The 26370-nt window shown below is 35.9% G+C and carries 18 protein-coding genes, 1 pseudogene and 1 other annotated feature; of the genes and pseudogenes, 18 read left to right on the forward strand and 1 reads right to left on the reverse strand.

Going from position 1 to position 26370, the window contains the following annotated elements:
* The first annotated feature begins 12 nt into the window (after window positions 1–12).
* The 7 genes from HWV59_RS07800 (at window position 13) to HWV59_RS07825 (ending at window position 9441) form a co-directional block, all read left to right on the forward strand.
* A complete protein-coding gene (locus HWV59_RS07800) occupies window positions 13–1629 on the forward strand; it encodes a glycoside hydrolase (RefSeq protein ID WP_235991689.1) in 1617 nt (538 codons plus the stop codon).
* A gap of 297 nt (window positions 1630–1926) precedes the next feature.
* On the forward strand, window positions 1927–2706 hold the full coding sequence (locus HWV59_RS07805) for an SDR family oxidoreductase (protein ID WP_175638516.1): 780 nt from the start codon (window positions 1927–1929) through the stop codon (window positions 2704–2706).
* 473 nt (window positions 2707–3179) lie between these two features.
* Window positions 3180–6239, forward strand: a complete 3060-nt coding sequence (locus HWV59_RS07810) for a glycoside hydrolase family 2 TIM barrel-domain containing protein (RefSeq protein WP_175638517.1) — start codon at window positions 3180–3182, stop codon at window positions 6237–6239.
* A 260-nt stretch (window positions 6240–6499) separates the two neighbouring features.
* Window positions 6500–7474: a glycoside hydrolase family 43 protein gene (locus HWV59_RS07815; protein WP_175638518.1), complete on the forward strand. Its 975-nt coding sequence runs from the start codon at window positions 6500–6502 to the stop codon at window positions 7472–7474.
* Entirely contained in the window at window positions 7443–7568 is a 126-nt protein-coding gene (locus HWV59_RS27275; protein ID WP_268921760.1) for a hypothetical protein, read from the forward strand. The genes HWV59_RS07815 and HWV59_RS27275 overlap by 32 nt, the downstream gene beginning before the upstream one ends.
* 108 nt (window positions 7569–7676) lie before the next feature.
* The gene (locus HWV59_RS07820; protein ID WP_102230070.1) at window positions 7677–8708 is read left to right on the forward strand and encodes a LacI family DNA-binding transcriptional regulator; all 1032 of its coding nucleotides are present in this window, start codon (window positions 7677–7679) and stop codon (window positions 8706–8708) included.
* Between the two features lie 307 nt (window positions 8709–9015).
* Entirely contained in the window at window positions 9016–9441 is a 426-nt protein-coding gene (locus HWV59_RS07825; RefSeq protein ID WP_102230071.1) for a DUF5392 family protein, read from the forward strand.
* A 101-nt stretch (window positions 9442–9542) separates the two neighbouring features.
* Here HWV59_RS07825 and HWV59_RS07830 read toward each other — a convergent pair whose 3' ends face one another.
* On the reverse strand, window positions 9543–10031 hold the full coding sequence (locus HWV59_RS07830; protein ID WP_102230072.1) for a hypothetical protein: 489 nt from the start codon (window positions 10029–10031) through the stop codon (window positions 9543–9545).
* Between the two features lie 723 nt (window positions 10032–10754).
* Between HWV59_RS07830 and HWV59_RS07835 the strand changes: the two genes are divergently transcribed.
* The 11 genes and pseudogenes from HWV59_RS07835 (at window position 10755) to HWV59_RS07885 (ending at window position 26296) form a co-directional block, all read left to right on the forward strand.
* The gene (locus HWV59_RS07835; RefSeq protein WP_175638519.1) at window positions 10755–11423 is read left to right on the forward strand and encodes a helix-turn-helix transcriptional regulator; all 669 of its coding nucleotides are present in this window, start codon (window positions 10755–10757) and stop codon (window positions 11421–11423) included.
* A 15-nt stretch (window positions 11424–11438) separates the two neighbouring features.
* The gene (locus HWV59_RS07840) at window positions 11439–12197 is read left to right on the forward strand and encodes a sugar phosphate isomerase/epimerase family protein (protein ID WP_102230074.1); all 759 of its coding nucleotides are present in this window, start codon (window positions 11439–11441) and stop codon (window positions 12195–12197) included.
* A gap of 19 nt (window positions 12198–12216) precedes the next feature.
* Window positions 12217–13380, forward strand: coding sequence for a Gfo/Idh/MocA family protein (locus HWV59_RS07845; protein WP_175638520.1), 1164 nt, complete (start codon window positions 12217–12219; stop codon window positions 13378–13380).
* Window positions 13381–13396: 16 nt separating this feature from the next.
* Window positions 13397–14494, forward strand: a complete 1098-nt coding sequence (locus HWV59_RS07850; protein ID WP_175638521.1) for a Gfo/Idh/MocA family protein — start codon at window positions 13397–13399, stop codon at window positions 14492–14494.
* Window positions 14495–14648: 154 nt separating this feature from the next.
* Window positions 14649–15134: a MarR family transcriptional regulator gene (locus HWV59_RS07855; RefSeq protein WP_321197538.1), complete on the forward strand. Its 486-nt coding sequence runs from the start codon at window positions 14649–14651 to the stop codon at window positions 15132–15134.
* Window positions 15135–15138: 4 nt separating this feature from the next.
* Window positions 15139–15359, forward strand: a binding site (T-box leader).
* A 46-nt stretch (window positions 15360–15405) separates the two neighbouring features.
* Window positions 15406–16633, forward strand: a pseudogene (gene tyrS, locus HWV59_RS07860) (tyrosine--tRNA ligase).
* A gap of 374 nt (window positions 16634–17007) precedes the next feature.
* The gene (locus tag HWV59_RS07865; protein WP_235991690.1) at window positions 17008–17970 is read left to right on the forward strand and encodes an ABC transporter permease; all 963 of its coding nucleotides are present in this window, start codon (window positions 17008–17010) and stop codon (window positions 17968–17970) included.
* Window positions 17971–17984: 14 nt separating this feature from the next.
* Window positions 17985–18854 carry a carbohydrate ABC transporter permease gene (locus tag HWV59_RS07870; protein WP_102230079.1) on the forward strand — a complete coding sequence of 290 codons (870 nt, stop codon included), beginning with the start codon at window positions 17985–17987 and terminating at the stop codon, window positions 18852–18854.
* Between the two features lie 56 nt (window positions 18855–18910).
* Entirely contained in the window at window positions 18911–20416 is a 1506-nt protein-coding gene (locus HWV59_RS07875) for an extracellular solute-binding protein (RefSeq protein ID WP_175638522.1), read from the forward strand.
* Window positions 20417–20541: 125 nt separating this feature from the next.
* The gene (locus tag HWV59_RS07880; RefSeq protein WP_175638523.1) at window positions 20542–22866 is read left to right on the forward strand and encodes a helix-turn-helix transcriptional regulator; all 2325 of its coding nucleotides are present in this window, start codon (window positions 20542–20544) and stop codon (window positions 22864–22866) included.
* A gap of 151 nt (window positions 22867–23017) precedes the next feature.
* The gene (locus tag HWV59_RS07885; protein ID WP_175638524.1) at window positions 23018–26296 is read left to right on the forward strand and encodes a glycosyl hydrolase; all 3279 of its coding nucleotides are present in this window, start codon (window positions 23018–23020) and stop codon (window positions 26294–26296) included.
* The last annotated feature ends 74 nt before the right edge of the window (window positions 26297–26370 follow it).

The following is a 26370-nucleotide window of genomic DNA, read 5'->3' on the forward strand; positions in this document are numbered from 1 at the left end:
GTAGGCAGAGTTATGTTACTTAATAAAAAGGCAGTTTCAAGATTCTGTATATTATCTATATCTCTATTAATGTTCACACTTGTACCAACAAATATCAAAGCAAAGGAAAACAATATGTCTACGAAAAAAAAGGAAAATACCCAAGAAATAACGATTAATGTAGATAACAAATACCAAGAAATTGATGGATTTGGAGCTTCAGGTGCTTGGTCCTTTGATAAAATAGGCTCTGAATGGTCTGAGGAAAATAAGAAACAGATTGCCGATTTGCTATTTTCAACGGAAAAAGGAATTGGCTTATCTATGTGGCGCTTTAACATAGGCGCTGGAAGTGAAGAAACAGATAAGGAAATCATTACAGACCCGTGGAGAAGAGCCGAGAGTTTTAAATCAGGCGAAAATGAGCCATATGATTGGTCTAAACAAGCTGGACAGCAATGGTTTCTAAATGCAGCAAAAGAAAGAGGTGTGGAGGAATTTATTGCGTTTGTAAACAGCCCACCTGTATGGATGACAAAAAATGGCCACGCTCAACCTGATCCTTCTGTAGGGAGCACGAATTTAAAAGAAGAATCAGTTGATGATTTTGCGGTATTCCTTGCAGATGTATTGGAGCACTTTGAAGAACAAAATTTGCCATTCAACTATATTAGTCCTATTAATGAACCAACATGGAATTGGGATTATGCTGGTCAGGAAGGCAATCGTTATAACATTGAAGATATAAAAGAAGTACTATTGGCGTTACACGCTGAACTTGAAGAGAGAGGACTTGATACAGAAATTGATGCTACTGAAGCCGTAGAGTATACATCCCTTCTTGATGATGAGATGTATCAGAAATTTACAGGCGGTGATTCTGTATACAATAGTGGAAATGCAAATGGTAGTTATCCTGGAAAGTACCGTGAATATATTAAAGAAATGCTGGGAGACCCAGAGATAAAGGAGATAATCGGAAGTAAAATTAGTGCACATGCGTATTGGTCAGATCATTATTCTGGTGAAGACCGTCTTGTTCCTTTAAGGAAATCTGTAAGGGAAAATCTAAATCAGTATGGTCAAGATATTAAATTTTGGATGTCTGAATATTGTATTTTGGGAAGTAATGGACCTGGAAGAGATTTAACAATGAAGACTGCACTTGATGTAGCAAGGTTAATTCATTTTGATATGGTCGAAACTCAAGCCTCAGCTTGGCAATGGTGGCTGGCAATGTCAAATTATGATTATAAGGATGGCTTGATTTATACAGATTATTCTCAGCCTGGTGATGAGGAGTCGATCATTGAGTCAAAATTACTTTGGGCAATGGGGAACTACAGCCGCTTTGTTCGACCAGGTGCCTACCGAGTTGATTTACAAGGAGCAAATGATCAAGAGGAACTAATGGGCTCCGCGTATTATCATGAAGAAGACGATCAGCTATCTGTTGTGTTTGTTAATTACAGTAATGAAGAAAAGTCAGTAAAAGTGAATGTTGATCATCTTCCTGGGAAAAAGAAAGCGGTCCAATTCAAACCATATGTTACATCTGAAAACGATGATTTAGAGGAGAAAAACTTAATCCCGGCAAAAAAAGCAGTTTCCATTCCTCCTCGTTCAATCGTTACGTTAGTTGCTAAATAAGAAGGATGTCAAATACTTTCTATCAGTTCAAAAGATCTGGATAAAAGATTAGGCAAATGAATGATATACCGATGAAAACCTTATTTAGCGGTATTTCACTTATGCCTAGTTCATAATGTTTATCTTAAAGGCTGTTTTCGCTATGGAACGAATTAATTTACACCTTAAATTGCATTAAAAACAACAAAGTATGCGAAAACAGCCATATTAAAAGTTTATATTTTTTCCTTTTCTTACATACTTAATACCCAAAATGGGTAAATTAATTTTAAAAATGTAAAAAAAGGAGATGCTAATATGTCACTTCAAAACAAAGTTGCTCTCATAACTGGAGCAGGATCTGGTATAGGACGTGCTACTGCTATGCGCCTTGCGAAAGAAGGAGTAAAACTTGGTCTTGTTGATTTAAAAGAGGAAAAGCTTGAAAAAGTTAAACATGATATTGAAGTAGAAGGTGGAAAAGCAATCATAACTGATACTGATGTATCTGATCCTAAAAGAGTCGAACAAAGTGTAAAAGAAATTTATGAAAAATGGAATCGATTAGATTTTGTCTTTGCAAATGCCGGAATTAATGGAACGGTTGCACCAATTGAAGATTTATCCCCAGAGGAATGGGATCAAACGATAACAACAAATTTAAAAAGTACATTCTTAACAGTAAAATACTCAATTCCACATTTAAAGAACAATGGTGGAAGTGTTGTCATTACTAGCTCAATTAATGGAAACAGGAAGTTTACAGGATTTGGTATGTCTGCATATAGTTCATCAAAAGCGGCTCAAGTAGCGTTTGGAAAAATGGCAGCATTAGAGCTTGCCAAGTACAAAATTCGTGTGAATATCATTTGCCCTGGTGCTGTAGAAACCAATATCGGTCAAAATACGTTTCCTGAAAAAGAAAATCTGGAAAAGATAAAAATACCGATCGTTTACCCTGAAGGCAGCCAGCCGCTTGAACATAAAGCTGCAAAACCGGAACAAGTTGCAGATCTAGTTCAGTTTTTGTTCTCTGATGCTTCAAACCATATAACAGGAACGGAAATCTTTGTTGATGGTGCTGAATCACTGTTATAAACCATAGCCTATCAATAAAGTTTAGCTATTACTAATAGATTCCTAAAAGAAGTCTATTTATAGTTAGTATGCAAGAAAAAGGTGGTGAGGTGAGACATTAAAGGGGTCTCATCTTACTTTACCGAGAAGAGAATTTCCTGAACTGTAATGAAGGCAGCATGCAAAAAAAGAATCGAAATGAAATTAATTGACACCTATCTTTAAATAAAGGTAAAATAAGATTAGTTTATGAAAGTGCTTTCAATAGGTGGGAGGTAGGGTATAGACATTCTTTTTTTTGAAAGTGGAATGGAACCAGTTTCATTTTAGTTTTTGATTTAATTTTCACTTCAAAGTATTTAAGGTTAAGAAAATAATATCTTAATAGAAAGTTAGTAAAAAAATTTTAAACATAATGGTACCGGTTTCATAATGATATAAACTCACTGCTACCCAAAATAGGTTTCAATGAGAAAAGGAGTGTAGAGATATCCATGACAACAACTAGTGTAAATAAAAAAATAACCCCTAGTATTAGCTGGCTTTCAGATCTTAATGTATTTGCAGTAAATAGATTACCAGCCCATTCGGATCACCATTTTTATGAAACAAAGCAGGAGGCTCAAGCTTCGGCTGAAATGAAGTTGAGATATGATCTAAATGGAAGTTGGAAATTTCACTATTCAGTTAATCCTCAAATGAGACCGGAACATTTTTATAAGCATGATTTCGATTGTGCTGGGTGGGGCGATATTCATGTACCCGGACATATTCAACTGCAGGGGCATGGTCAGCCGCAATATGTGAACACAATGTATCCTTGGGACGGCCACAATGATATCCGACCACCTGAAATTCCAAAGGATCATAATCCGGTTGGAAGCTATGTAAAGTATTTTCATGTACCGAAAAATATGCAAAATAAACCGGTATTTATCTCTTTTCAAGGTGTGGAGTCAGCTTTTTACGTTTGGTTAAATGGTGAATTTATCGGCTACAGTGAAGATTCCTTTACACCTGCTGAATTTGATCTCTCTCCTTATCTAGTGGAAGGTGAGAATAAACTAGCGGTGGAAGTCTATCAACGTAGTACCGGTAGTTGGCTTGAGGATCAGGATTTTTGGAGATTTTCCGGTATTTTCCGAGATGTGTATCTTTATACTGTTCCTGAGATCCACGTATATGATTTACATGTTCGTGCAGAACTTGATGCTTCTTTTACGAAGGGAATTGTTCAGGCAGATCTTAAGTTTTTATCTTCTGTTCCTGAAGGTTCAACGATTGTAGTGAAATTGCATGATAAAGATAATGATGTGGTTGCTTCTTCGAATTGTCGAATAAGTGGAATGAACCAATCTTTCTCATTAGAACTTGATAGCCCAACGTTATGGAATGCTGAAAATCCTTATTTATACAAACTATATATAGCTGTATATAATGAACACGGTGCTCTGGTGGAGGTCATACCCCAAAAGGTTGGTTTTAGAAGATTTGAGCTTATTGACAAAATCATGTGCATTAATGGTGAACGCATTGTGTTCAAAGGTGTAAATCGACATGAGTTTAACTGTCGAAGTGGTCGCGCCATCACAAAGGAAGATATGCTATGGGATATTAAGACACTAAAGCAACATAATATCAACGCAGTTCGAACATCTCATTATCCGAATCAAAGCTATTGGTATGAGCTGTGTGATGAATATGGTGTATATGTTATAGATGAAATGAATCTCGAAACACATGGATCATGGCAAAAAATGGGGGCGGTTGAGCCTTCATGGAACGTCCCGGGAAATAATCTGGAGTGGCAGGACATCGTGATGGACAGAGCGATCTCTATGTACGAAAGAGATAAAAACCACCCTTCTATTCTCATTTGGTCGTGTGGAAATGAATCTTATGCAGGTGAAGTCATCTTAAATGTTTCAAAATACTTTAAATCTGTTGATCCAAGTCGTCTAGTTCACTACGAGGGAGTTTTCCATAATCGAGCTTATAATGATACAAGTGATATGGAAAGTCGTATGTATGCAAAACCGGCGGATATTGAGAACTATTTGAAAAATCAGCCCGAAAAGCCCTATATTAGCTGTGAATATATGCATGCTATGGGGAATTCGCTTGGCGGTATGTATAAGTATAGCGATCTTGAGGAGAAATATCCGATGTATCAAGGTGGTTTTATTTGGGACTATATTGATCAATCTTTACTAAAGAAAGATCGTTACGGACAAGAATTTTTAGCGTATGGCGGAGATTTTGGAGACCGCCCGACAGATTATGGTTTTTGTACGAACGGAATTGTTTATGCAAATCGAGAGCTATCGCCGAAAATGCAGGAAGTGAAGTTTTTATATCAAAATATTAAACTAGTCCCAAATAGGGATGGTGTAATGATTCATAATAACAATCTATTTAGTAGAACCAAGGACTATGAACTAGAGTATAAGCTTGTACTTGAAGGAGAAGAGAAGTTCCAAGAAATCATTCATGTAGATGTAGCGCCACAGAGTAAGCAGCAAATTGCATTTGACTTACCGGAGGGGAGTGTAGAGGCAGCCGGAGAATATTGTATTCAAACTTCATTGAAGTTAAAGGAGAATACCCTTTGGGCTGAAGCGGGATATGAAATTGCTTTTGGACAGTTTATCTTCCATGAAGGTCAGTTGATAAATGAAAAGGATGGTATATCAAAAGACAAATTAAGAGTTGTGAATGGTGATGTAAATATTGGTGTTCATGGTAAAGACTTCATCATCATGTTTTCTAAGCAAGTCGGAAGCTTAATTTCTATTAATTATGCAGGGAAAGAAATGATTGAACAGTCTCCTTCACCATTATTCTGGAGAGCACAAACAGATAATGATAAAGGATATAAGCAAAGCTTCCAATCAGGATGCTGGTTAACTGCAAGTATGGCAAGAAAATGTATCGGCATTGAACTGGAAACAGAAAACGATAAGGTCACGGTTGGTTTTACCTATAAGTTCTCTATCTCACCCGATATGAAGGTGAAAATTGCCTATACTGTCCATTCAGATGGAAGTTTACGAGTGAAATCTACTTACTCTGGAGCAGAAAATCTCCCGCAAATGCCGATATTCGCTGTTTCCTTTAAGGTATCTGCAGATTATGATCAGGTTGAAGTGTATGCTATGGGGCCGGAAGAGAACTATTCAGACCGCAATAACGGTGCAAAGTTGGGGATTTATAAATCTCAAGTCAAAAACAACAAAGGATATGTTGTACCCCAAGAGTCTGGTAACAAGACAGGAGTTCGCTGGGCTAAATTAACAAACAACAATAGCCAGGGGATAAAAATTAAGTCATTAACAGATCCATTACAATGTAATTTCTCACCATATACGGCGTTTGAACTTGAAAATGCTGCACATCACTATGAGCTTCCAAATGTGCACTATACAGTCGTAACGGTTGCAGGAAAGCAGATGGGAGTTGGTGGAGATGACAGCTGGGGAGCTCCGGTACATGATGAACATCTTATTCAAGCGGATAAAGAGATAGAGTTCGAGTTTATGATTAGTAGAATATAGAAAGAGCTTTGGCTCTCAGACTGTTGACAAACGCTCGCTTTCTTCGTTACTCACCTTGCTGCGGTGCTCATTACCAACACCGGTAACTCCGCTCCTCACAAGGCTTCGTGCCTCGAAAGGCAAGCGTTAGCAATCAGTCTGAGGGGCTAGCAATTTTACTTTGTCTACACTTTGAGAGCTTTGGCTCTTTCTTTTTTTTCACTATCAGAAAGTGAAAATTTTGAGTAATCGTCAATACAAAGGATTGGATGATGAAAATAATGCAAAATCAAACAGAGTTTGCAGGATATTTATTTAGTTACTTTACAGGTGAAGAAACTGCGGATGGGGAGCAAATTTATTTTGCTTTAAGTAAAGGAAATAACCCTTTAGATTGGCAAGAATTAAATAATGGAAAACCAGTTTTGACATCCTCATTAGGTGAGAAGGGAGTAAGGGATCCATATCTTTTTCGTTCATCAGATGGTGATAAATTTTATTTGATAGCAACTGATTTAAGGATACATGGAAATGGGGATTGGCAAAGAGCTGTTACGGAAGGCAGCAGGAATATCATGATCTGGGAATCTACTAATTTAATAGAATGGTCTAATCAAAGGATGGTCGAAATAGCACCGCCAGAAGCAGGATGCACATGGGCACCAGAAATCCATTACGATAAATCTTCAAGTGAATACCTGATCTTTTGGGCATCTATGCTCCCAGACAAAGAGCCAATAAATGGTTCAAAAGGATATCATAAAATGCTCTATGTAAAAACAAAAGATTTTACAACATTTACAAAGCCTCAAGTTTTCATAGATTATGGATGCTCAATTATTGACACAACAGTAATTGAGCATAAAGGACAAATGTTTCGTTTTAGTAAAGGAAAGCATATTGTACAGGAATCTGGAAGTTCTTTTTTGGATGGGAAGTTTAAATTAATAAACGATAATGTTGAGAATGAATTCATGAACCGCGGGGAAGGACCGATCGTTTTTAAATCAAATGTAGAGGAAAAGTGGTATCTTTTTATTGATGAGTATGGTCTCAGAGGATATCTACCACTGGAAACAACCGATCTTACTTCCGGCAAGTGGAATATGCCTAAAGAATTTTCAATGCCTATAACTCCACGACATGGATCAGTGTTGCCTGTCACAAAATCGGAATACGACCGATTATGTAAAACGTACCTCAATAAAAACTGGAGGAAGAAAGATGGAGATGATAACGCAAGATCCTATTATTAAGGGGGAGTGGGCTGACCCATTTATTTTGAAAGACGGGGAAGATTATGGTGGAAAGCCTGTTGTTGATGTCGATAAAACAATTAATAATAGTTAAAATAGACGAATAGGCAGTTGCCTTTATCTTCAATTTGAAATTGATTGACAAGGGAATATAAAGGGCTTATATTGGTAATGCAATCGGTTTCAAGAGTGAGGTATAATAATGACTAAAAAAAATATAACAATTTATGATATTGCAAAAGAAGCAAATGTATCACCTACAACTGTTTCAAGAGTTTTAACGAATAATCCGTTAGTAAAGGAAAGTACGAGACAGAAGGTACTTGAAAAAATGAAAGAACTTGATTTTTCACCTAATGAGGCTGCAAGAAGACTAACGAAACCACAAGCAAATTTAATAGGATTCATCCTACCTGATATTACAAATCCATTCTTTTCACAAATCTATTTGGAAGTAGAGAAAAGGGCATTTGAAAAGGGTTACACTTTGTTATTAAGGAACTCAATGAGTAATAGTGAAGTTGAATCCACACATCTGCGTGAATTTACCGAAAGAAGAGCAGCATGTATTGTGTTCATGGGAGGACGTATTAATAAGACCAATCCTTCAGATGACGAGATTAATGAAATGCAGGATGTGTTAAGTAAAGTTCCGATTATTATGGTAAATGGTAAAATGACAGGGGTAAACTCAGTAAATATTCGATCAAATGAAGAAGAAGGAATTCGTTCGATTGTGGAGCATTTAGTAACACTGGGACATACTAAAATGGCTCTGATAGGTGGTATGAAAGGGATATCTTCATCAGATCATAAACTTGCGATTTTTAAACGTGTTTTAAAAGAGTATCATTTAGAATTTAACGAAGACTGGCAAATATATTCTGATTTTTCAGTCGAATCTGGTAGGAAAGCGATGAAAAAATTGTTAGAAAGAAACTCACTGCCTAGTGCAATTATTGGTATGAATGATCTTGTCATATACGGAGCTTACAAGGAGTGCAGAGATCAAAATATTTCTATTGATACCTTTTCTTTTGTTGGCTTTGATGATATTTACCCGTCAGACATCGTATACCCAAGTTTAACTAGCGTTAATCATAATTATGATGTCTTAGTAAATGAGGTAATGAGGACGATTGATCGTATTATGAATGGAAAAGGGAAAGGAAAAGGGAAGATTATCAATACCCAGCTTATCATTCGAGAATCATCAAAAGAAAATAATGTGTGATTCGTATCATTTCAATATCTTGAAAGGCTAATAGCAGGAAAATGAGAGAAAAGAAAGTTGACCAATATCTAGGAATGATTTAAAATAAACATATAGTTCACTAGTTTAACTAATAAAATAACATCCTTTTTTAAGGGGAGTAGCTTTTACAGCAAGGTCGTCATTACGGAGTGTCCAAAACTCTCGGCTTTGCTGGCAGCATATGTTGTTAGCGAGACCTTACCAATATGGTACAGGTCTATTTGTGTATATAAAAATGGCCATACCAAGTGTATAGGCCATTTTTACGTTAAGAGGAGGATTACAAATGAAAATGTTTACGAATATTCCTAGATATGTAGAAAGGGAAATAGAAGAAATTCAAAAGTTAACATTGCCAATTATGAAAAAAACGAGAAAATACTCGTTCTTAGCTGTTCTCATTATCCCTATCTCTATTCTGAATTTACTTAGTTTGGTTTTCTTTACACCTTTTAGCCAGGAAATGTTTATTTCTACGCTCATATTTGCCGCAATTGGAGCGTTAGGATTTGCTTTTCAAAAAGAAGTAAGATATTCCATGAAAGAAATTCAAAAAGTCAGCATTTCTTATATGAAGGAAAGAGTGGAAAAAAGCAGAGCCCTTGATCTTCACCGTCAACGTCATTATATTGAATTACTTACGAATCATCCTACTCGAACTCTAAATATCTTTCAGCAGTTTCTAGAGGAGGAAAATCGTCAATTTCACTAATAAATGAAAATGATGTTCCTAAATAGAGCATTCATACTATTAATGGCAGGAAGCCTCAGATCCGATTAACATACGGAACTGAGGTTTGGATAGATAAGCCATCATTTATTAGAATAATCCCCTGTTCTAATAAATTTTAAATGCCAAGGTAAAGCGAAGTAAAAAACAACTGTAAAAATTGGAATTGAATAGTAAGCATGCCAGATTTTCGAAGTCATTATTCCGGTTATTTCGGCTAACCACTCAAGAATAAATGATGAAATGATAAACAGGATTATTAGTGCTTTTTTCTTTGAAGTTGATTGATAAAAGTTTAAAAAAATAATGGCTATGCAAGATGGGATAAGTCCAAATAACAATAATTCTGGAAGGCCATTACGTTTAGTCCCAATATCGAATATATCGAAGGGAGCTGCAAGTGTTATATCCACCATCCATACAACATATCCAATAACACCAAACGTGACATAAAACTCCTGTTTTGAAAGCTTCTTTGGTGAAATAAGGATAATAAGAATCAGTAAAATAGTAAGAACGATTGGATACCAAATACCTTTTGCTAAATCAAAATTTACATACAAAACATACATAATTTAACCACCTAGGTTTAATTTAACGCTTATATTTTTCCCCATAATCTAGTAGGTATGTATATAGATCCAAAATTTCATATGACAAGCAATTTTGATTATTTTTTAAGCTCTAATAACTTTACCAGCAAAACCTCATAACTACTATCCTCTTTCTTAATTTCACAATACCCGCTGTCGTAAATGTGCACAATCTTATACCGTTTAGATTCATAAATAACTTCATCGCCAACCTTCATTATTACGTCCTCTCTCTCTTATCAAAGAAATATAGTTTAATATTGTCATTAATAACATTGGAAAACGTTTCCTAACAAGTGACAAATTATGGATGATGAAAATGATATAGAAATAACGAACTTGGAACTTCTATTCAATGCCAAGATTTTTTCTTGCCTTTTTTAGAGGGATTTTCATGAAAATGTTTAAATAGTAAAGTATATGAAAAGACTCTCAGATAATTTTAAAAGAAAACTAGATAATATGAGACGATGAATGAACCGTGAGATTTCACTATAATAAGGATAGTTCCATTGGAGGTTTTAGGAAGAGATGCTATCTGCTAGCTATCGAAACAAATGGAATGGGGAGCACCCCTTTAATTATCATTCTCATCAAGATTATGAAATTTATTTTTTTCATGGAGGAGAATGAAGGTATTTAATTCATAATCAAATTTATGATCTAGAGCCTGGTGACATTATTGTTATGGATGGGTTAACATTGCATAAACCAAATGTTAAGCCAACAAGGGAGTATGTTCGAAGTGTGATTCAGTTTTCTCCAGTTTGGATTAAAAATCTTCTTATGGAAATGGGGAGTATGTATCTACTGGAAACATTTCAAACTTTGCATAATTGCTTAATTCGGACCAATGAAAATGAGGAATCAAAGGAATTAGAGAGGGTTTTTAATCGATTAGCTAATTTATACAGAACAGCTGGAAAACCCACCTTACATGACGAGACTGAGATGAAAATACTGTTGCTTCATGCTTTGACCATTGTACATCGTTTAGGAAGGATGAGTTCGATTGAAATTCCAAATCAAAAAGAAGATAAAACATTGCATGCCGAAAACATTGCAAATTATCTTCAACAGCATTTCATGAAAAAGATTACATTACAGAGTGTTGCAGATGAGTTGAATTTAAGTAGATCCTATGTCGCGAAAGTATTTAAGACAATGACAGGCTATACGATAATGGAATTTGTAATGGAATGCAGGCTTACCCAGGCAAAATATTTGCTTGAAATGGAACCGCTTAAACCGTTAAAAGATGTTGCGTATGAATCTGGTTTTGAAAGCCCCACACATTTTAGCCGTTATTTTCGTGAAAAAGCGGGCATAACCGCAAAAGAATACCGAAATATGCGATTAAATCCTCAATAAAGGAAGTGGTTAGGTATGGAACATAAATTTGCTGCACAATTATTTACTTTGCGAGAAGAGATAAAAGAAGGGATACATCCGTTATTTAAAAAACTAAAAAATATGGGATGGGCTGGAGTACAAATTTCAGCTTTGCCTGAAGGATATGACAAGCATGAAGTAGCTTTTGCCTTAAAAGAAAACAATTTGCAAGCTGCAGGAATGCATATCTCATTAGATCGTTTAACAAATGACCTTGAAGGTGTAGTAAAAGAAGCAGACCTTTATGGAACTAAAGATATTATCCTTCCATTTATTCCAAAAGAATTACAACATGCAGAGGGTTTTAAGGAAATAAAAAGAAGATTAAACCAAGTCGCAAATGAAGCACCACAATATCGCATTTCCTATCATAATCATGCATTCGAATTTGATATAGAAATTGATGGGCAGGATGGCCTTAGCTATCTTCTTGACCCGCAAAATGGAAACAATATCCTAGCAGAAGTTGATGTGTATTGGGTTAAAAAGGCTGGTAAGGAACCATTAGAATATCTCACACCATATGCAAATCGGATGCCGATTATCCATTTAAAAGATATGACAAATGATGATCGTCAAACATTTGCTGAAGTAGGAACAGGTGTAATTGATTTTAGCCCGATTTTGCAATGGGGTGAAGAAAATGGTGTTGAATGGTATGCAGTAGAACAGGACATATGTGAACGTCCTCCATTAGAAAGCTTGGAAATTAGTTTAAGAAACTTACGGGAAATGACTAGTAAAATAAAATGAGAGGGTTTGAGGTGGAAAGATGACATTAATTAAAGTAGGGATTATTGGCATTGGAAATATGGGAAGTTCACACGCAAAGCTTTTAGTAGACGGGAAAATTAATGGAGCAACTCTGTCAGCAATATGTGATCAAAATCAAGAACAGCTTGATATGATATCTCGGTACGCATCTGGTCATGTACAAACATATCTTGATGAAGATACATTTTTAAATGAATCAGGAATAGATGCTATTCTTATTTCAACACCGCATTATGATCATCCAAATTTAGCAATAAAGGCATTCTCCAAGGGAATACATGTACTTATTGAAAAACCTGCAGGTGTATATACAAAAGATGTGGCTGAGATGAACATTGCAGCTAAAGAAAGCGGAAAAGTCTTTAGTATCATGTACAATCAACGGACAAACCCGATATATCAAAAATTGCGCAGTCTAATTAAAGCTGGAGAATTAGGTGAAATTAAACGTACCAATTGGATTATCACAGATTGGTACCGCTCTCAAAGCTATTACGATTCAAGTGAATGGCGCGCAACTTGGGAAGGTGAAGGAGGCGGCGTATTATTAAATCAGGCGCCACACCAACTGGACTTATGGCAGTGGACAACAGGATTGATGCCAAAGAAAGTCCATGCCTTTTGCCATAATGGTAAATACCACGATATAGAAGTTGAAGATGATATTACAGCATACGTTGAATATGAAAATGGTGCAACAGGTGTTTTCATTACTTCAACAGGTGAAGCGCCTGGCACAAACCGTTTTGAAATTGTCGGTGATCGCGGAAAAATGGTTGTCGAAAATAATAAACTATCCTTTTATCGCTTAACTCAATCAGAACGTGAATTTAATGCAACATATAAAGGTGGATTTGGAAGTCCTGAATGCTGGACAATTGATATACCTATTGAGGGAAAAGCAACAGAGCATCAGGGAATTATTCAAAACTGGATTGATTCAATTACAAAAGATACCCCATTATTAGCACCTGGTGAAGAAGGAATTAAAGGGCTGGAAATTTCAAATGCAATTTATTTATCATCATGGTTAAATGAGCCGGTTGAATTGCCAATTAATCCAGAGCTTTATCATGAAAAACTGCAAGAAAAAATAAGCCAATCTACTTTCAGAAAAAAGAACGTAACTAAAATGACTTTAGATGTGTCGGGAACACATTAAGAGAGGGGATTTATTGATGTCAAAGGATGGAATGAACTATGCCCCAAAAGGAAAACCAAATCCTGTCGTAGAAAAAGGGCAATTTCAATTTGCTGCTGCATGTCTTGATCATGGTCATATTTATGGGATGTGTAATGGACTAGTAGAAGCAGGTGCCACATTGAAATGGGTATATGACCCTGATCCAGAAAAAGTAGCTCAGTTTGTTAAAGCATTTCCAGAAGTAAAGCCTGCTGAATCTTTAGAGAAAATATTAACTGATACAGAGGTTAAACTTGTCGCAGGAGCAGCGATTCCATCAAAACGTAGTGAACTTGGAATTCAAGTGATGAAAGCAGGTAAGGATTACTTTACAGACAAAGCACCATTTACTTCCCTGGAACAATTGGAAGAGGCAAAGAAAGTGGTTGCGCAGACCGGACAAAAGTATATGGTGTATTACAGTGAACGTCTCCATGTTGAAGGGGCTGTATTTGCTGGTGATCTCATTGAGGAAGGTGCCATTGGTCAAGTAATTCAAGTTACCGGATTTGGGCCACACCGCTTAAATGCACCGAGCCGACCTGAGTGGTTTTTTAAGAAAGAGCAATATGGTGGGATACTATGTGATATAGGCAGTCATCAAATCGAACAGTTTTTGTACTATGCTGGCTGTCAGGATGCGAAAGTCCTGCATAGTAAAATAGCAAACTATCATAATAGTGAATTTCCTGAGTTAGAGGATTATGGTGATGCCACACTTGTTGGTGATAATGGGGCCACAAATTACTTCCGAGTAGATTGGTTCACACCTGATGGATTAAGTACATGGGGAGACGGAAGAACGTTTATTATCGGAACAGAAGGAACAATTGAGATTCGCAAATATGTTGATCTTGCAAGAGAACAAAGTGGAAATCATGTGTACTTAGTCAATAAAGGCGGAGAACAATATTTTAACGTTACCGGCAAAGTCGGATATCCATTCTTCGGGCAACTCATCCTGGATTGTATGAACCGAACAGAAACAGCGATGACTCAGGCTCATGCCTTTAAAGCTGCTGAATTGTGTTTGCTTGCACAAGAGCAGGCCATCGTTGTTTCAGAACATAAAGCCACAAGCAATATAAACTGAAAATGGCTGAAACCCCCCGTACAATTAGTATTGGGGGTTCTTTGTATATTTGACCTTGCACTATTAAATATTTTCCGTTAAAATCGTTTCATAGCTAACGATTATGATTCAAAGTAGGTGAGATTTTATTCATATATATAATAGAGATGGAGAATTGCTTCAAGAAGAGGTCGATACAATCAGCTCGTTAACAAAGTTACCAATAGATTCACTTAATTTGGATGCAGTTGCTGTTGTAACGAATATCTATAGAATAGCACAAGGGTTAAAGAATAAAATGGAGCAGGAAGTACTTTCAGAATATGGACTTTCTTGGACTTCATTTTCGATTCTTTATGATTTATGGATATGGGGCTCTCTTGAAACAAAAAAACTTGCTGAATCAGCAGGTGTGTCAAAAGCTACAATAAGTAACATAACAAATACATTGGAACGAAAAGAACTTTGCTACCGGAAAGTTGATGACAAAGACAGAAGAAATACCTTTGTCTTGTTGACTGAAAAAGGGAAGAAAGTGATAGAAGAGCTGTACCCACGCTTCCATACAGGTGAAGTTGACATTGTTTCCAGTTTAAGTGTGTCAGAACAAGTATCAATTGCAAACTTACTAAGAAGAGTCATTAGGGAAAATAAATTTTAATAAAGTACAAGCGAAGATAGGAAAAGAAGTAGTCGTTATCTCCCTGTTTACAGAGAGTCGATGGTAGGTGTGAATCGATACAAAGATAACACGAATTACATTCCTTGAGCTTTCTTTGTTGTTAAAATTTCAGCAAAGAACGGTCAAACCGTTATCCAGTAAGCGGAAGAACATGATTCTTCAACAAGGGTGGTACCGCGTGAACAAGTCAACCACGTCCCTTTTTTTAGGGATGTGGTTTTTTTATATTAAAAACTGAGGAGAGATCCGGATGAAATTAACTGAGGCACAAACAGTAGAAGTAAAAAGGCAGCTTGAGATATACAGTCAGGGTGTACAGGAAATTATCCCAACGGAAGAATTAGAAGCTAAAATTGCGAAGTCAATTGTTGAAAAACGACCATTAAAAATCAAATTAGGATTAGATCCATCAGCCCCTGATGTTCACCTTGGTCATACTGTTGTATTAAACAAAATGAGACAATTTCAAGAGAATGGACATATTATTCAACTCATTATCGGGGATTTTACCGGAAAAATAGGTGACCCAACAGGAAAATCTATTGCTAGAAAGCAGTTGACAGGAAGAAGTAAAACATAACGCTAAAACATACTTTGAGCAATTTGCAAAAGTTATCGATATGGAAAAGGTTGAATTGCACTATAATTCTAAATGGTTGTCTCAACTAAATTTCGAGGATGTTATTCAACTTGCTGGAAAAATTACGGTAGCGAGACTTTTAGAAAGAGATGATTTTGAAGAAAGAATTGCATTTAATAAACCAATATCTCTGCACGAATTCTTTTACCCATTAATGCAAGGTTATGATTCTGTTGTTTTAGAAAATGATATTGAACTAGGCGGGACAGATCAGCATTTTAACATTTTGATGGGTAGACATTTCCAAGAGAAGTTTGGTAAAGAAAAGCAAGTAGCCTTATTAATGCCTTTGTTAGAAGGACTTGATGGTGTAGAAAAAATGTCAAAATCCAAGAAAAATTACATCGGAATTGATGAAAGTCCACAAGAAATGTACGGAAAATCCATGTCAATTCCTGATGAATTAATGATCAAGTACTTTGAACTTGTAACTGATTTTACACCAGCTCAAATCAACATATTGAAGGAAGAGCTTGATAATGAAATTTTACATCCAAGAGATGCAAAAATGCTGCTTGCTAAAACGATCGTGCGTATGTACCACGGGATAGAAGCGGCTGAGAAAGCAGAAAGCCAGTTTATTTCTGTGTTTCAAAAAGGAGCTATGCCTGAAGAGATTCCAGTTTTTAAGTGGAAGGGCAACGAGGAAGTATCAGTTGTGGATTTACTTGTTGAACTAAAGCTACTACATTCTAAAAGCGAAGCGCGAAGAATGATTGATAATAGGGGTGTTAAGCTAAATGGTAAAAGGATAGAAGATGTTTCAATGCAGATTACACTGACAGACGAATTAGTTGTGCAAGTTGGTAAGCGTAAATTTTTAAAAGTGATGAGGTAACTTTTACCTTATTAACGTTTCCTGAAAGAGAGACCGTCAGATATATTTTCTGGCGGTTTTAATCATGTTGACAAACAAACGAACTTAGTTGATGCAAGGACCCGCTGTGGAAGTTTTCTATATCAACATGCCAATTACTTTGTATTAGAAAATGTCATTTACAATGTTTACCGGCTAATATTCTATAGCGAACCTAATTGCCCAATCCCGCCTCACCCCTTACAAACACTAGCTTTCTCAAAAAAAGTCAATGAAATAGAAAAAGTGCAATCGATAAAAATCACCTGATAAATAAAAAGTGTCATTGCAGGAAATGCAAGGGTGAAATACCTTTAGATTAATCAAACAAGTTTAAAAAGAAGGAAGGTGTCAAAGTGGAAAGAGAAATTGAGATACAACAAAAAGTAACCGTTTACAAAAAGGAGGCGAAAATAAAAAGTCTCTATAGAATCATAGCAAAAGATAAGTATTTATACCTCCTTGCATTACCAGGCATTCTTTATTTCCTTGTATTTAAGTACGTACCAATGCTCGGGATTGCCATCGCTTTTCAGGATTATTCACCTTATCTGGGCTTTGCTGAGAGCAACTGGGTTGGGTTTAAACATTTTCAAGCATTGTTTGCTAATCCGGATTTTTGGTTAATATTTCGGAATACATTGGCGATTAGCTTCTTAAATCTACTATTATTTTTTCCATTACCGATTATTTTAGCGATCATGCTGAATGAATTAAGAAGTCAATTTTACAAGAGAACCGTGCAATCGATTATCTATTTACCTCATTTTCTTTCATGGGTTATTATTGCGACCTTGACATTTATGATGTTATCCCAGTCAGAAGGACTAATTAATCAGATTCTTGTCTTTTTAGGCTTTGAAAAAGTTCAATTTTTGACGAATCCCAATACATTTTGGTTGATGTTAACCTCTCAATCGATATGGAAGGAAGTTGGTTGGGGGACCATTATTTTCTTAGCAGCGATTGCGGGAGTAAATACACAGCTTTATGAAGCGGCAAAAATGGATGGAGCGAATCGATTACAGCAAATTTGGCATGTGACCTTGCCTGCAATCCGAAATGTTATCTTGATTCTTCTTATTTTAAGATTAGGTGACATTATGGAGGTAGGATTTGAACAAGTTTTCCTTATGTATAACGGAGCTGTAGCAGAGGTAGCGGAAGTGTTTGATACGTTTGTGTATAGAGTTGGTATTCAACAAGGACAATTCAGTTACAGTACAGCTATCGGATTATTCAAATCTATTGTTGGACTGATATTGGTTGTTGGTGCAAATCGTTTAGCAAAGAAATTTGGAGAAGAAGGTATTTATTAGAGGGGGTGTTTAAGATGAAGGTATCGAGGGGAGACCGGGTTTTTAATGTATGTAATATCGTCATTCTAGGTATCGTGGCTTTAATTAGTCTATTTCCAATTTATTATGTTTTTGTTGTTTCATTTACAGATCCAACAGAGTATATCCAAAAGAACCTTGTGCTTTTTCCGGAAAATTGGTCTTTAGCTTCCTATAAATATTTGTTATCAACCGATGCATTTCTTAACTCAATTGGAGTTAGTACATTTCTAGCAGTTGTAGGTACATTTTGTAGCTTACTCATTACATCCACGTTGGCTTATGCTCTATCACGAAAAAGATTTCGTGGAAGAAGATTTATTCTACTATTCATTTTATTTACGATTCTTTTTAATCCGGGGATTATCCCGAATTATCTACTTGTAAAAGAGCTAGGATTATTAAATAATATTTGGTCTGTCATCTTAGTATCGTTATCAAGTGGCTGGTATGTTATTTTGATGAAAGGATTTTTTGATTCCATTCCCGAAACATTGGTAGAAGCAGCGACAATTGATGGATGTAATGAAATAACAGCATTTTTTAAGATTGTTCTGCCACTATCACTTCCGGCGATTGCCGCATTTGGTTTATTCTTCGCAGTAGCGTATTGGAATCAATATTTTAATGCTTTACTTTATTTAAATGATTCTAGCAAATGGCCAATTCAGGTTTTACTGCAAAATATGCTGATTGACGCTTCCACCAGTAGTCTAGGCGATGTTGATCCTCTGGTTCAGCCCCCGCCAAGTCAAACATTGAAAATGGCGGCTGTTATTATCGCAATTGCACCAATTTTACTGGTATATCCATTTTTACAAAAGCATTTTGCCAAAGGGGTAATGATTGGTTCGATTAAGGAGTGAACTAGATTTTATTACTAAAATCTTATTCATAAAAAAATAATAAGGGGAGAAAAAGGATGGGAAAAAGAAAGGCTTATTTGCTTTTAGTACTTACATTGGTATTCTCAATGATTTTATCAGCATGCTCAGGTGAAAAATCATCAACTGAAGAAAGTGGTGGGGATGGTCCTACTGAGATCCGTGTTATGAGTCATTTTTTTAATCCAACACCGCCATCTAATGATAGCGCGGTAAAAAAAGAGATTGAGAAAGCTACAAATTCTAAGTTAAACATTGAATGGGTTTCAGCCAATAACTATACTGATAAATTGAATGTTATGCTGGCATCTGGTGACTTGCCTGATTTGATGTTAATTCCTGATCCATTCAATCCGGTGTTTCGAAAAGCTGCTGAGCAAGGGGCATTTTGGGATGTTTCACCATATATTAAAGATTACCCAAATCTAAATAAAACGATCGATCCAATTGCTTGGGATTTAACGAAAATGAATGGAGGAAATTTTGGAATACCTCGACCAAGACCAACTGATGGAGAAACATTTTTAATTCTACGAAAAGATTGGCTGGATCATGTAGGATTAGATGTTCCGAAGACATCAGATGAGTTGTATGAAGTAATGAAGGCATTTACTTATGGAGATCCGGATCAAAATGGAAAAGATGATACAATTGGGGTAGCAGGTCAAATTGACCCAATTGGTATGGGGAGCTTAGTGAATTTTGAAGGAATCTTTACAGGTGCTACAGGAGATTGGAAAGAGGTAAATGGTGAACTTGTTCATACAGCAACTCTACCAGAAATGAAAGAAGCACTTGAATTCTTGGCAAATGCTTATAAAGAAAAATTAATTCCAGAGGACTTTGCTTCTTTGCAAATTTCACAAGTGAAGGAAATGTTCCAAGCCAACAAAGCCGGGATGATAAGTCAAAAAACAGGTGCTATGCAAGAAACGTATGATCCGCTTTCTAAGATTGTAAAAGACTTTGATTTTATGAATCTATACCCGCTTACAAGTGTTAATAGTTATAATCCAAAAGGACCTGGATTCGCAGGAATAAACGCTATACCAAAAAGTGTTCCAGAAGAAAAAATGAAGAAAATATTAGCGGTGTTAGACCGTTGGGTGGAAGAAGATGTGTTTTCACTTCATAAACAAGGAATAGAAGGAGTCCACCATAAGGTTGAAAATGGTGAAGTTGTTGTTGATACAGAAAAAATGGTGGAGGATGCAGTAGCAGACTTTAATCAAATTTTGTATGTATCTGATCCATATGCTAGTACAGTAAAACCTACATTCCCGGAAGAAGTACAGAAGTTTTATGCAGAAGTTCAAGATGAAAGAGCAAAAAGCAGTGTTGCAGATGTGAGCATAGGGTTGTACTCTGAAACAGGACAAACATACTTACCGGAATTAACAAAAAAAATAATGGATTTAAAAACGAAAATTATTTTAGGACGAGAGCCGCTAAGTGCGTGGGACACATTTGTGAATGACCTTAAGGCTGATCAAAACTTTATCAAGCTAACAGAAGAAATGAATCAATCTTATAAAGAAAGATAATGAATCGAGAGAGGTTTTCACTACTTTGTGTATGGAAAACCTCTCTTTTTTATATTAAGAAAATTCTGATTATGTGATACACTATTGTTTGTGTAAGCGATTACATACTCGAGGGGGATTGAGCATTGAAGAAATTGAAGGGGATGTTGTATCAGTTTATTCATTTTCGATCAAGAAGCTATTATCAGAAGAATTTAATTACATTATTAATTCTAGCTAGTTTACCAGGAATGATTATTGGCTTTGTCATGTTTGTTATTAGTAGAGCACATATTGAGGGAGAATTAAAGGAAATTCATGAAAATCATTTATATAGCACAATGAAAACAATCGAAGAACAGTTTTCATATGTTGAAGAATTAGTGGCCCATTGGGCGGTAGACTCCAGCTTTAAAGAAAATTACCAAGAAATAGATCTGGCTAATAAATATAAAGAGATTCATGAATTATATCAATCTCTTTTGATTATGGAGGGATCAAACCACCTTATTGATCGAGTGGAATTATATATTAACAAACCAACACCTATCGTATTCACAAAAGATAGATACAGGCATTTAGTACAAGCTGAGCAAATTGATGCTTTTGATGATTTTGTTAAAGGAGAACGAACACTTTATTGGAGAAAAAGTGAAGATCAGGAATATTCTCCTTTAAGGCTGGTACACAAAATACCAAGCGGTATTGATCAACCTTATGGAGCTATTATTGTTTCGTTAAACAAAGAAAAAATGGCCAATTTATTGCGTGCTCCTTATGAAGAAGGAACGGCATTCTTATTAACAGACAAGGGACAATGGTTGTTTGGTAACAGCAGCAGAATGGAACCAGAAGAGATGGATCAAGCTATCCTGAATGAAGTAAAAACTCATAAACATACAACGGAAACATTTTTGTTTGAATGGAAACAATCTACTTATTCTGTCACATATGAAACCTTTACCCGATTAGGCAATACGTGGATTTATGCATCAGCTGCACCATTATCAAGCATAACAGCACCTGTTCTCATCGTATCAAAATGGATGATTGGAGTAAGTCTAGGTATATTATTTATTGCTATTATTTTATCAATTATTGTTTCTAAACGGCTTTATTCACCACTTGCTCAGTTACTCCAGAAATTGAATGACCCTAAATATGAACAGTCCCATTCCAACGTTTGTAATGAGTTTGAATTAATTGAAGAAAGATGGAACAATCTCTCAAAGGAAAGCCGTGCATTAAAAACACAATTAGAAACACAGCTGCCCCTTATGCGGGAAGGATTTCTTTTGCAGCTTATTCATGGATATCTTTACTCGTTACGTGAATCGGATTTGAAGGAGCGTATGCAAAAGTTTGGGTGGAAGGCAGAAGAGACGAGATATTTGCCGATTTTCATCCAGTTATTTGGATACGGAAAATTGGAGGATACGAAAAAAGATGAAGAAGGTCTGCTGACATTTATGGCTGCAAATATTGTAGAAGAGGTATTACAGGAAATCAATTTAGATAGTAGTGTGATTAATTTTCATGACCTCTCTCTATGTATATTGCTGTTTATTCCGAAACACATGGACAAAAGTGAAGTGACAGAGAATATCAATGAATTAAATCATCAGGTCATAAGTGGAATCAACCTTACAACCCAAATGGATGTGTCAATTTGTATTGGAAGAATGACAGATTCAGTAAAAGCCATTCCGAATATTTTTGAGGAGACAAAAATATCACTTAGCTTCCGAAATCTGCAAGAGAGAAATCAAATTATTGAAATTGAAAACTTAGATCTATTGGATAAGTCTATTCATTTCGAGTATCCGTTTGATGTAGAAAAGGAAATTGTTCACGCCATCCGTCTAAGAATGGAGCAGGATACAATGATGCATTTGCATACGTTTGTCCAAACCCTTTCTAATGTTAATGAAGCTTTTATGAAACAGGGGATGTATCAATTATTAGGAAGAATTGTGGAAGTTGAAATGCAATCCGGCCTGATTCCAAACACTGTTTTTGACGGAGCTAATCTATATGAGCAACTCGGTCAGATTCGTGAGCCTGACGAAGTGGAAGGGTGGTTTAAACATGAGGTCATATTGCCGCTACTCGAACAGCTATCCCGTAAACAGGATGAACGGATGAAACAATTGATTGAAAAGGTGACATCTTTACTTCAGGAAAAGTATATGGAGGATATTTCATTGGATTACTGTGCAGATCACGTGAATTTGAGTCCTTCCATTCTTAGTAAAGTTTTTAAAGATATAGTGGGGGTGAATTTTATTGATTATTTAACAAATATCCGCCTGTCGAAAGCAAAGGAACTGCTTGTGCATACAGATATGAAAATCAATGAAATTGCAGAAACTATTGGCTATAAAAATAGTTATTTTAATAGACTATTTAAAAAACATGAGGGATATACACCCGGTCAATATCGTGAAATAAGAAGGGATCAAGCTGGCTAACGCAGCAGGAGTGGGGAAGTTTTTCCTCACTTTTTTGTATTAAAAAAGTGCAACTTTTATAAAAAAATCCTATTGATTAAATAAAAAATTACGGTTGTTGGAAACGCTGTCAAAACCTATAGTTAAGTACAAATGAGAAGGAGGCGAACCAATGTCTAATGTGCAAACGAAGTCAAGTCGTCCAGTTTTTACAAAACAAGACTTTCTTCATCCAAAAGCTGCCTACCGTGTACAGCCGTTTTGGTTTTGGAACGGGGAGATGGAGGAAAATGAAATTGAGCACCAGATTAAGGAAATGGCTGAGAAAGGGGTTGGCGGATTTTTTATTTGCCCACGACAAGGTTTAACGATTCCATATTTATCTGAGGAATGGTTTGAGAAGGTAAAGTTTGCAGTTGCAACAGCGAAAAAATTTCAACTAGAAGTGTGGTTATATGATGAATATCCATATCCAAGTGGAATAGCAGGTGGAGAGGTAACATTAGAGCATCCAGAAGCAAAACAGTATCAACTAGTCCATAAAGTTGTAACGGTTGAGAATGGAGAGTCATGCAGCCTTGATTTGCCATGGGGGCGAATTTTATCAGCTAAAGCTGTTTCAATTGATATAGAGACAGGAAAACGAAGCTGGGATCAAGCTTTAGGTATTGAAGAGTTTATTGGAAATTACCAGGCCGAACGAGTGTTTCAAAAGACAGGTTTAACTGCATACAATCAAAAACGTTATTTTACTTACAATACACGTAAGAAATTAAACTGGCAGGCTCCTAAAGGAAAATGGGAGGTTCATTGTTTCCTGGAAGTAGAGATTGACGATTTTAAGTATTATGGTACATTTGTTGACCCATGTCATGAGGAAGCGATGAAAACTTTTATTAACTTAACGCATAATCGATATGCGAAAAAACTGGGTGAGGAATTTGGTCTTACGGTAAAAGGAATGTTTACAGATGAAACAGGGCTATTAGGAAAAATACCGTGGAGCACTCAGCTTCCTGAATTTTTCAAAGAAACGAATGGATATGATTTAAAAAAATATTTATATGCGTTAATCGATGATCAAGCACCAGAATCAGCTAAGGTTCGTTATGATTATTTTCAATCCATACATTTATTATTAAGAAAAACATATCACAAACAAATCCATGATTGGTGTGAGGAGCATGGTCTTCAGTATGTTGCAGAAGTACCATCTGTCCGAATGACCACTCAAGCTTACAGTCATGTACCAGGCGGAGATAGTGCACATGAAAAGCTTGGTCGTTCTTTACAGTGGATTCTTGAAAAAGACGTAACGAGCCTTAGGGCCAATCCAAAATTAATTAGTTCACTCGCAAATCAGCTTGACAGAGAACGGGCATTAATCGAATGTTTCCATAGTATAGGTTGGTCCATGACCCTCCAAGATGCAAAATGGATGTTAGATAGACTAGCAGCATTTGGAATTAACTTCTTTAATTTTCATGCCTTTTTTTACACGTTAGACGGATTAAAAAAACATGATGCTCCTCCATCACAATTTCTTCAAAATCCATATTGGGAGCATTTCCGTTTATTAGGAGATTATGCAGGACGTCTTGGGTACGTTATGAGCTGCGGTAAACCGATACGTAAGATTGCTGTTCTTGATCCAACTACAAGTCTTTGGACACATATGGGGAACCCGTTTCATAGATTTGATTATGGTGGAGAAAATAAAGAGGAAGAAAAGAGATTAAATGAATTATTACAAGATTGGTCAAATATTTGTAAACAACTAACTTTGCATCATAAGGATTATGATCACTTGGATCCGGAATTACTTACGGAAGCAAAAGTGGAAAATGGAGAAATCAAAATTGGTAACGCTTCCTATTCAGTTCTTATATTACCTCCAATTTCTAATATCGAAAAGAAAGCTTGGAAAAAAATAAAAGAATTTCATGATCAAGACGGGGTAGTAATTGCAAATGGATTACTTCCATTTGAACAAATCCATGATGATTTCCAAGGAGAAGAAATCTTGCACACTTTTGGTTTCAACAAAGGTGCTGAGATTCATTATTTTAAAAAGTCAAATCACCATGAGGATTGGATAAAAGGTGATCAAAATGCATTCTTTGTTTACAAAAGAGAAAGCAGTCAGCAAACTCCTCTTACATTATTAGAGAATTTTCTTCATGATGAGATTCTATTTAAACCAGCTGACAAGAGCAAAAGCTTTCTTGTTGAGAAAAGGGCTCTGCAAGATGATTCTGTACTTGTGTTTATGAGTAACCAAGAAGGTGGTTCACATAATGCCACACTCTATCATCAACCATTAGATCATAACCAAAGCTATATGTTTCAATCCTTAGATTTGGAGACAGGTCGTATTGAAGCACTTCATTCTGAATGTGAAGGTGATAGATGGAAGGTTAATTTATATTTTAATCCATATCAATCTCACTTAATCCAAATAATTCCAACAACGAAACCGAAGGAAATACCGTACGATAATTCAGATCAAACCATATGGAGTGTGAAAGCAAATGAACCATGGCAGATGAAGCCATTGCAAGGAAATGTAATGAGATTTGAAAAATTTAACCTAACAATTAATGATAGTCAAGAAAGCAGTGATACGGGTTCAGAAGTTCAAGTCAAAACATTTATTGATCAATTTACAGATGTTGCTGATAAAGAAAGTTTGCCACTATCCTTTCATCAAGTTTTCGGAACACCGATGAAAATGTCTGTTAACTATCCACTATCATGTATTTATGAAAAGGAATTTGACATTGAAGCTCTACCAGGACAGTGCTCTATATTTATGGATAAAGAGGCGATATCCGGCCAATATCAAATATGGGTAAATGATCAGGCAGTATCAAATTTTAAGAATCAATTTGTTTATGATCACCGAAATCAAATATGTGATATTACATCGATTTTGCAAAATGGAAAAAACAAACTTCGAATTGAAGTAACACTATTTCACGATACGGATGGAGTAGTTGATCCAATTTACTTAATTGGTGATTTTGGAGTTGCGTTCGGTCCAAATGATCAGCCAATTATGACGAAAATTGATCAAAGCATGTTGATATCAATTCAACACGGACCATTACCGCTACTACCCTACTATGCAGGAACGGTATTATTCAAGCGTAATGAACATCTTGATAATCTACCAAACAGCGATAAATTCGCTCTTCATTTGAGTGACTTGGATAAGAATTTCCATGATTGTCTGGAGGTTAGGATAAATGGCTATTCACTAGGGGTACGAGCTTGGACACCATATCGCTGGGAAGGGCCGACCTCCATTCTTAAAGCAGGAAAAAATGAGATTGAAGTCAAAGTAACAAATACGTTAATTGGTTTATTAGAAGGAAAGACCTTCGATTATGAAACTCATACCTTGTTTAATGTAGAAGGTAAATTCAAGAATCGTTATGTGTATGAATAGATAAGAAAATACTATTATAGCTTCTTTTGTGTAATAGTGCTTTTACAAGATTCATTGAAATGCATCTCTTCGTG

Source organism: Metabacillus schmidteae (assembly GCF_903166545.1).
Classification (GTDB): Bacteria; Bacillota; Bacilli; order Bacillales; family Bacillaceae; genus Metabacillus; species Metabacillus schmidteae.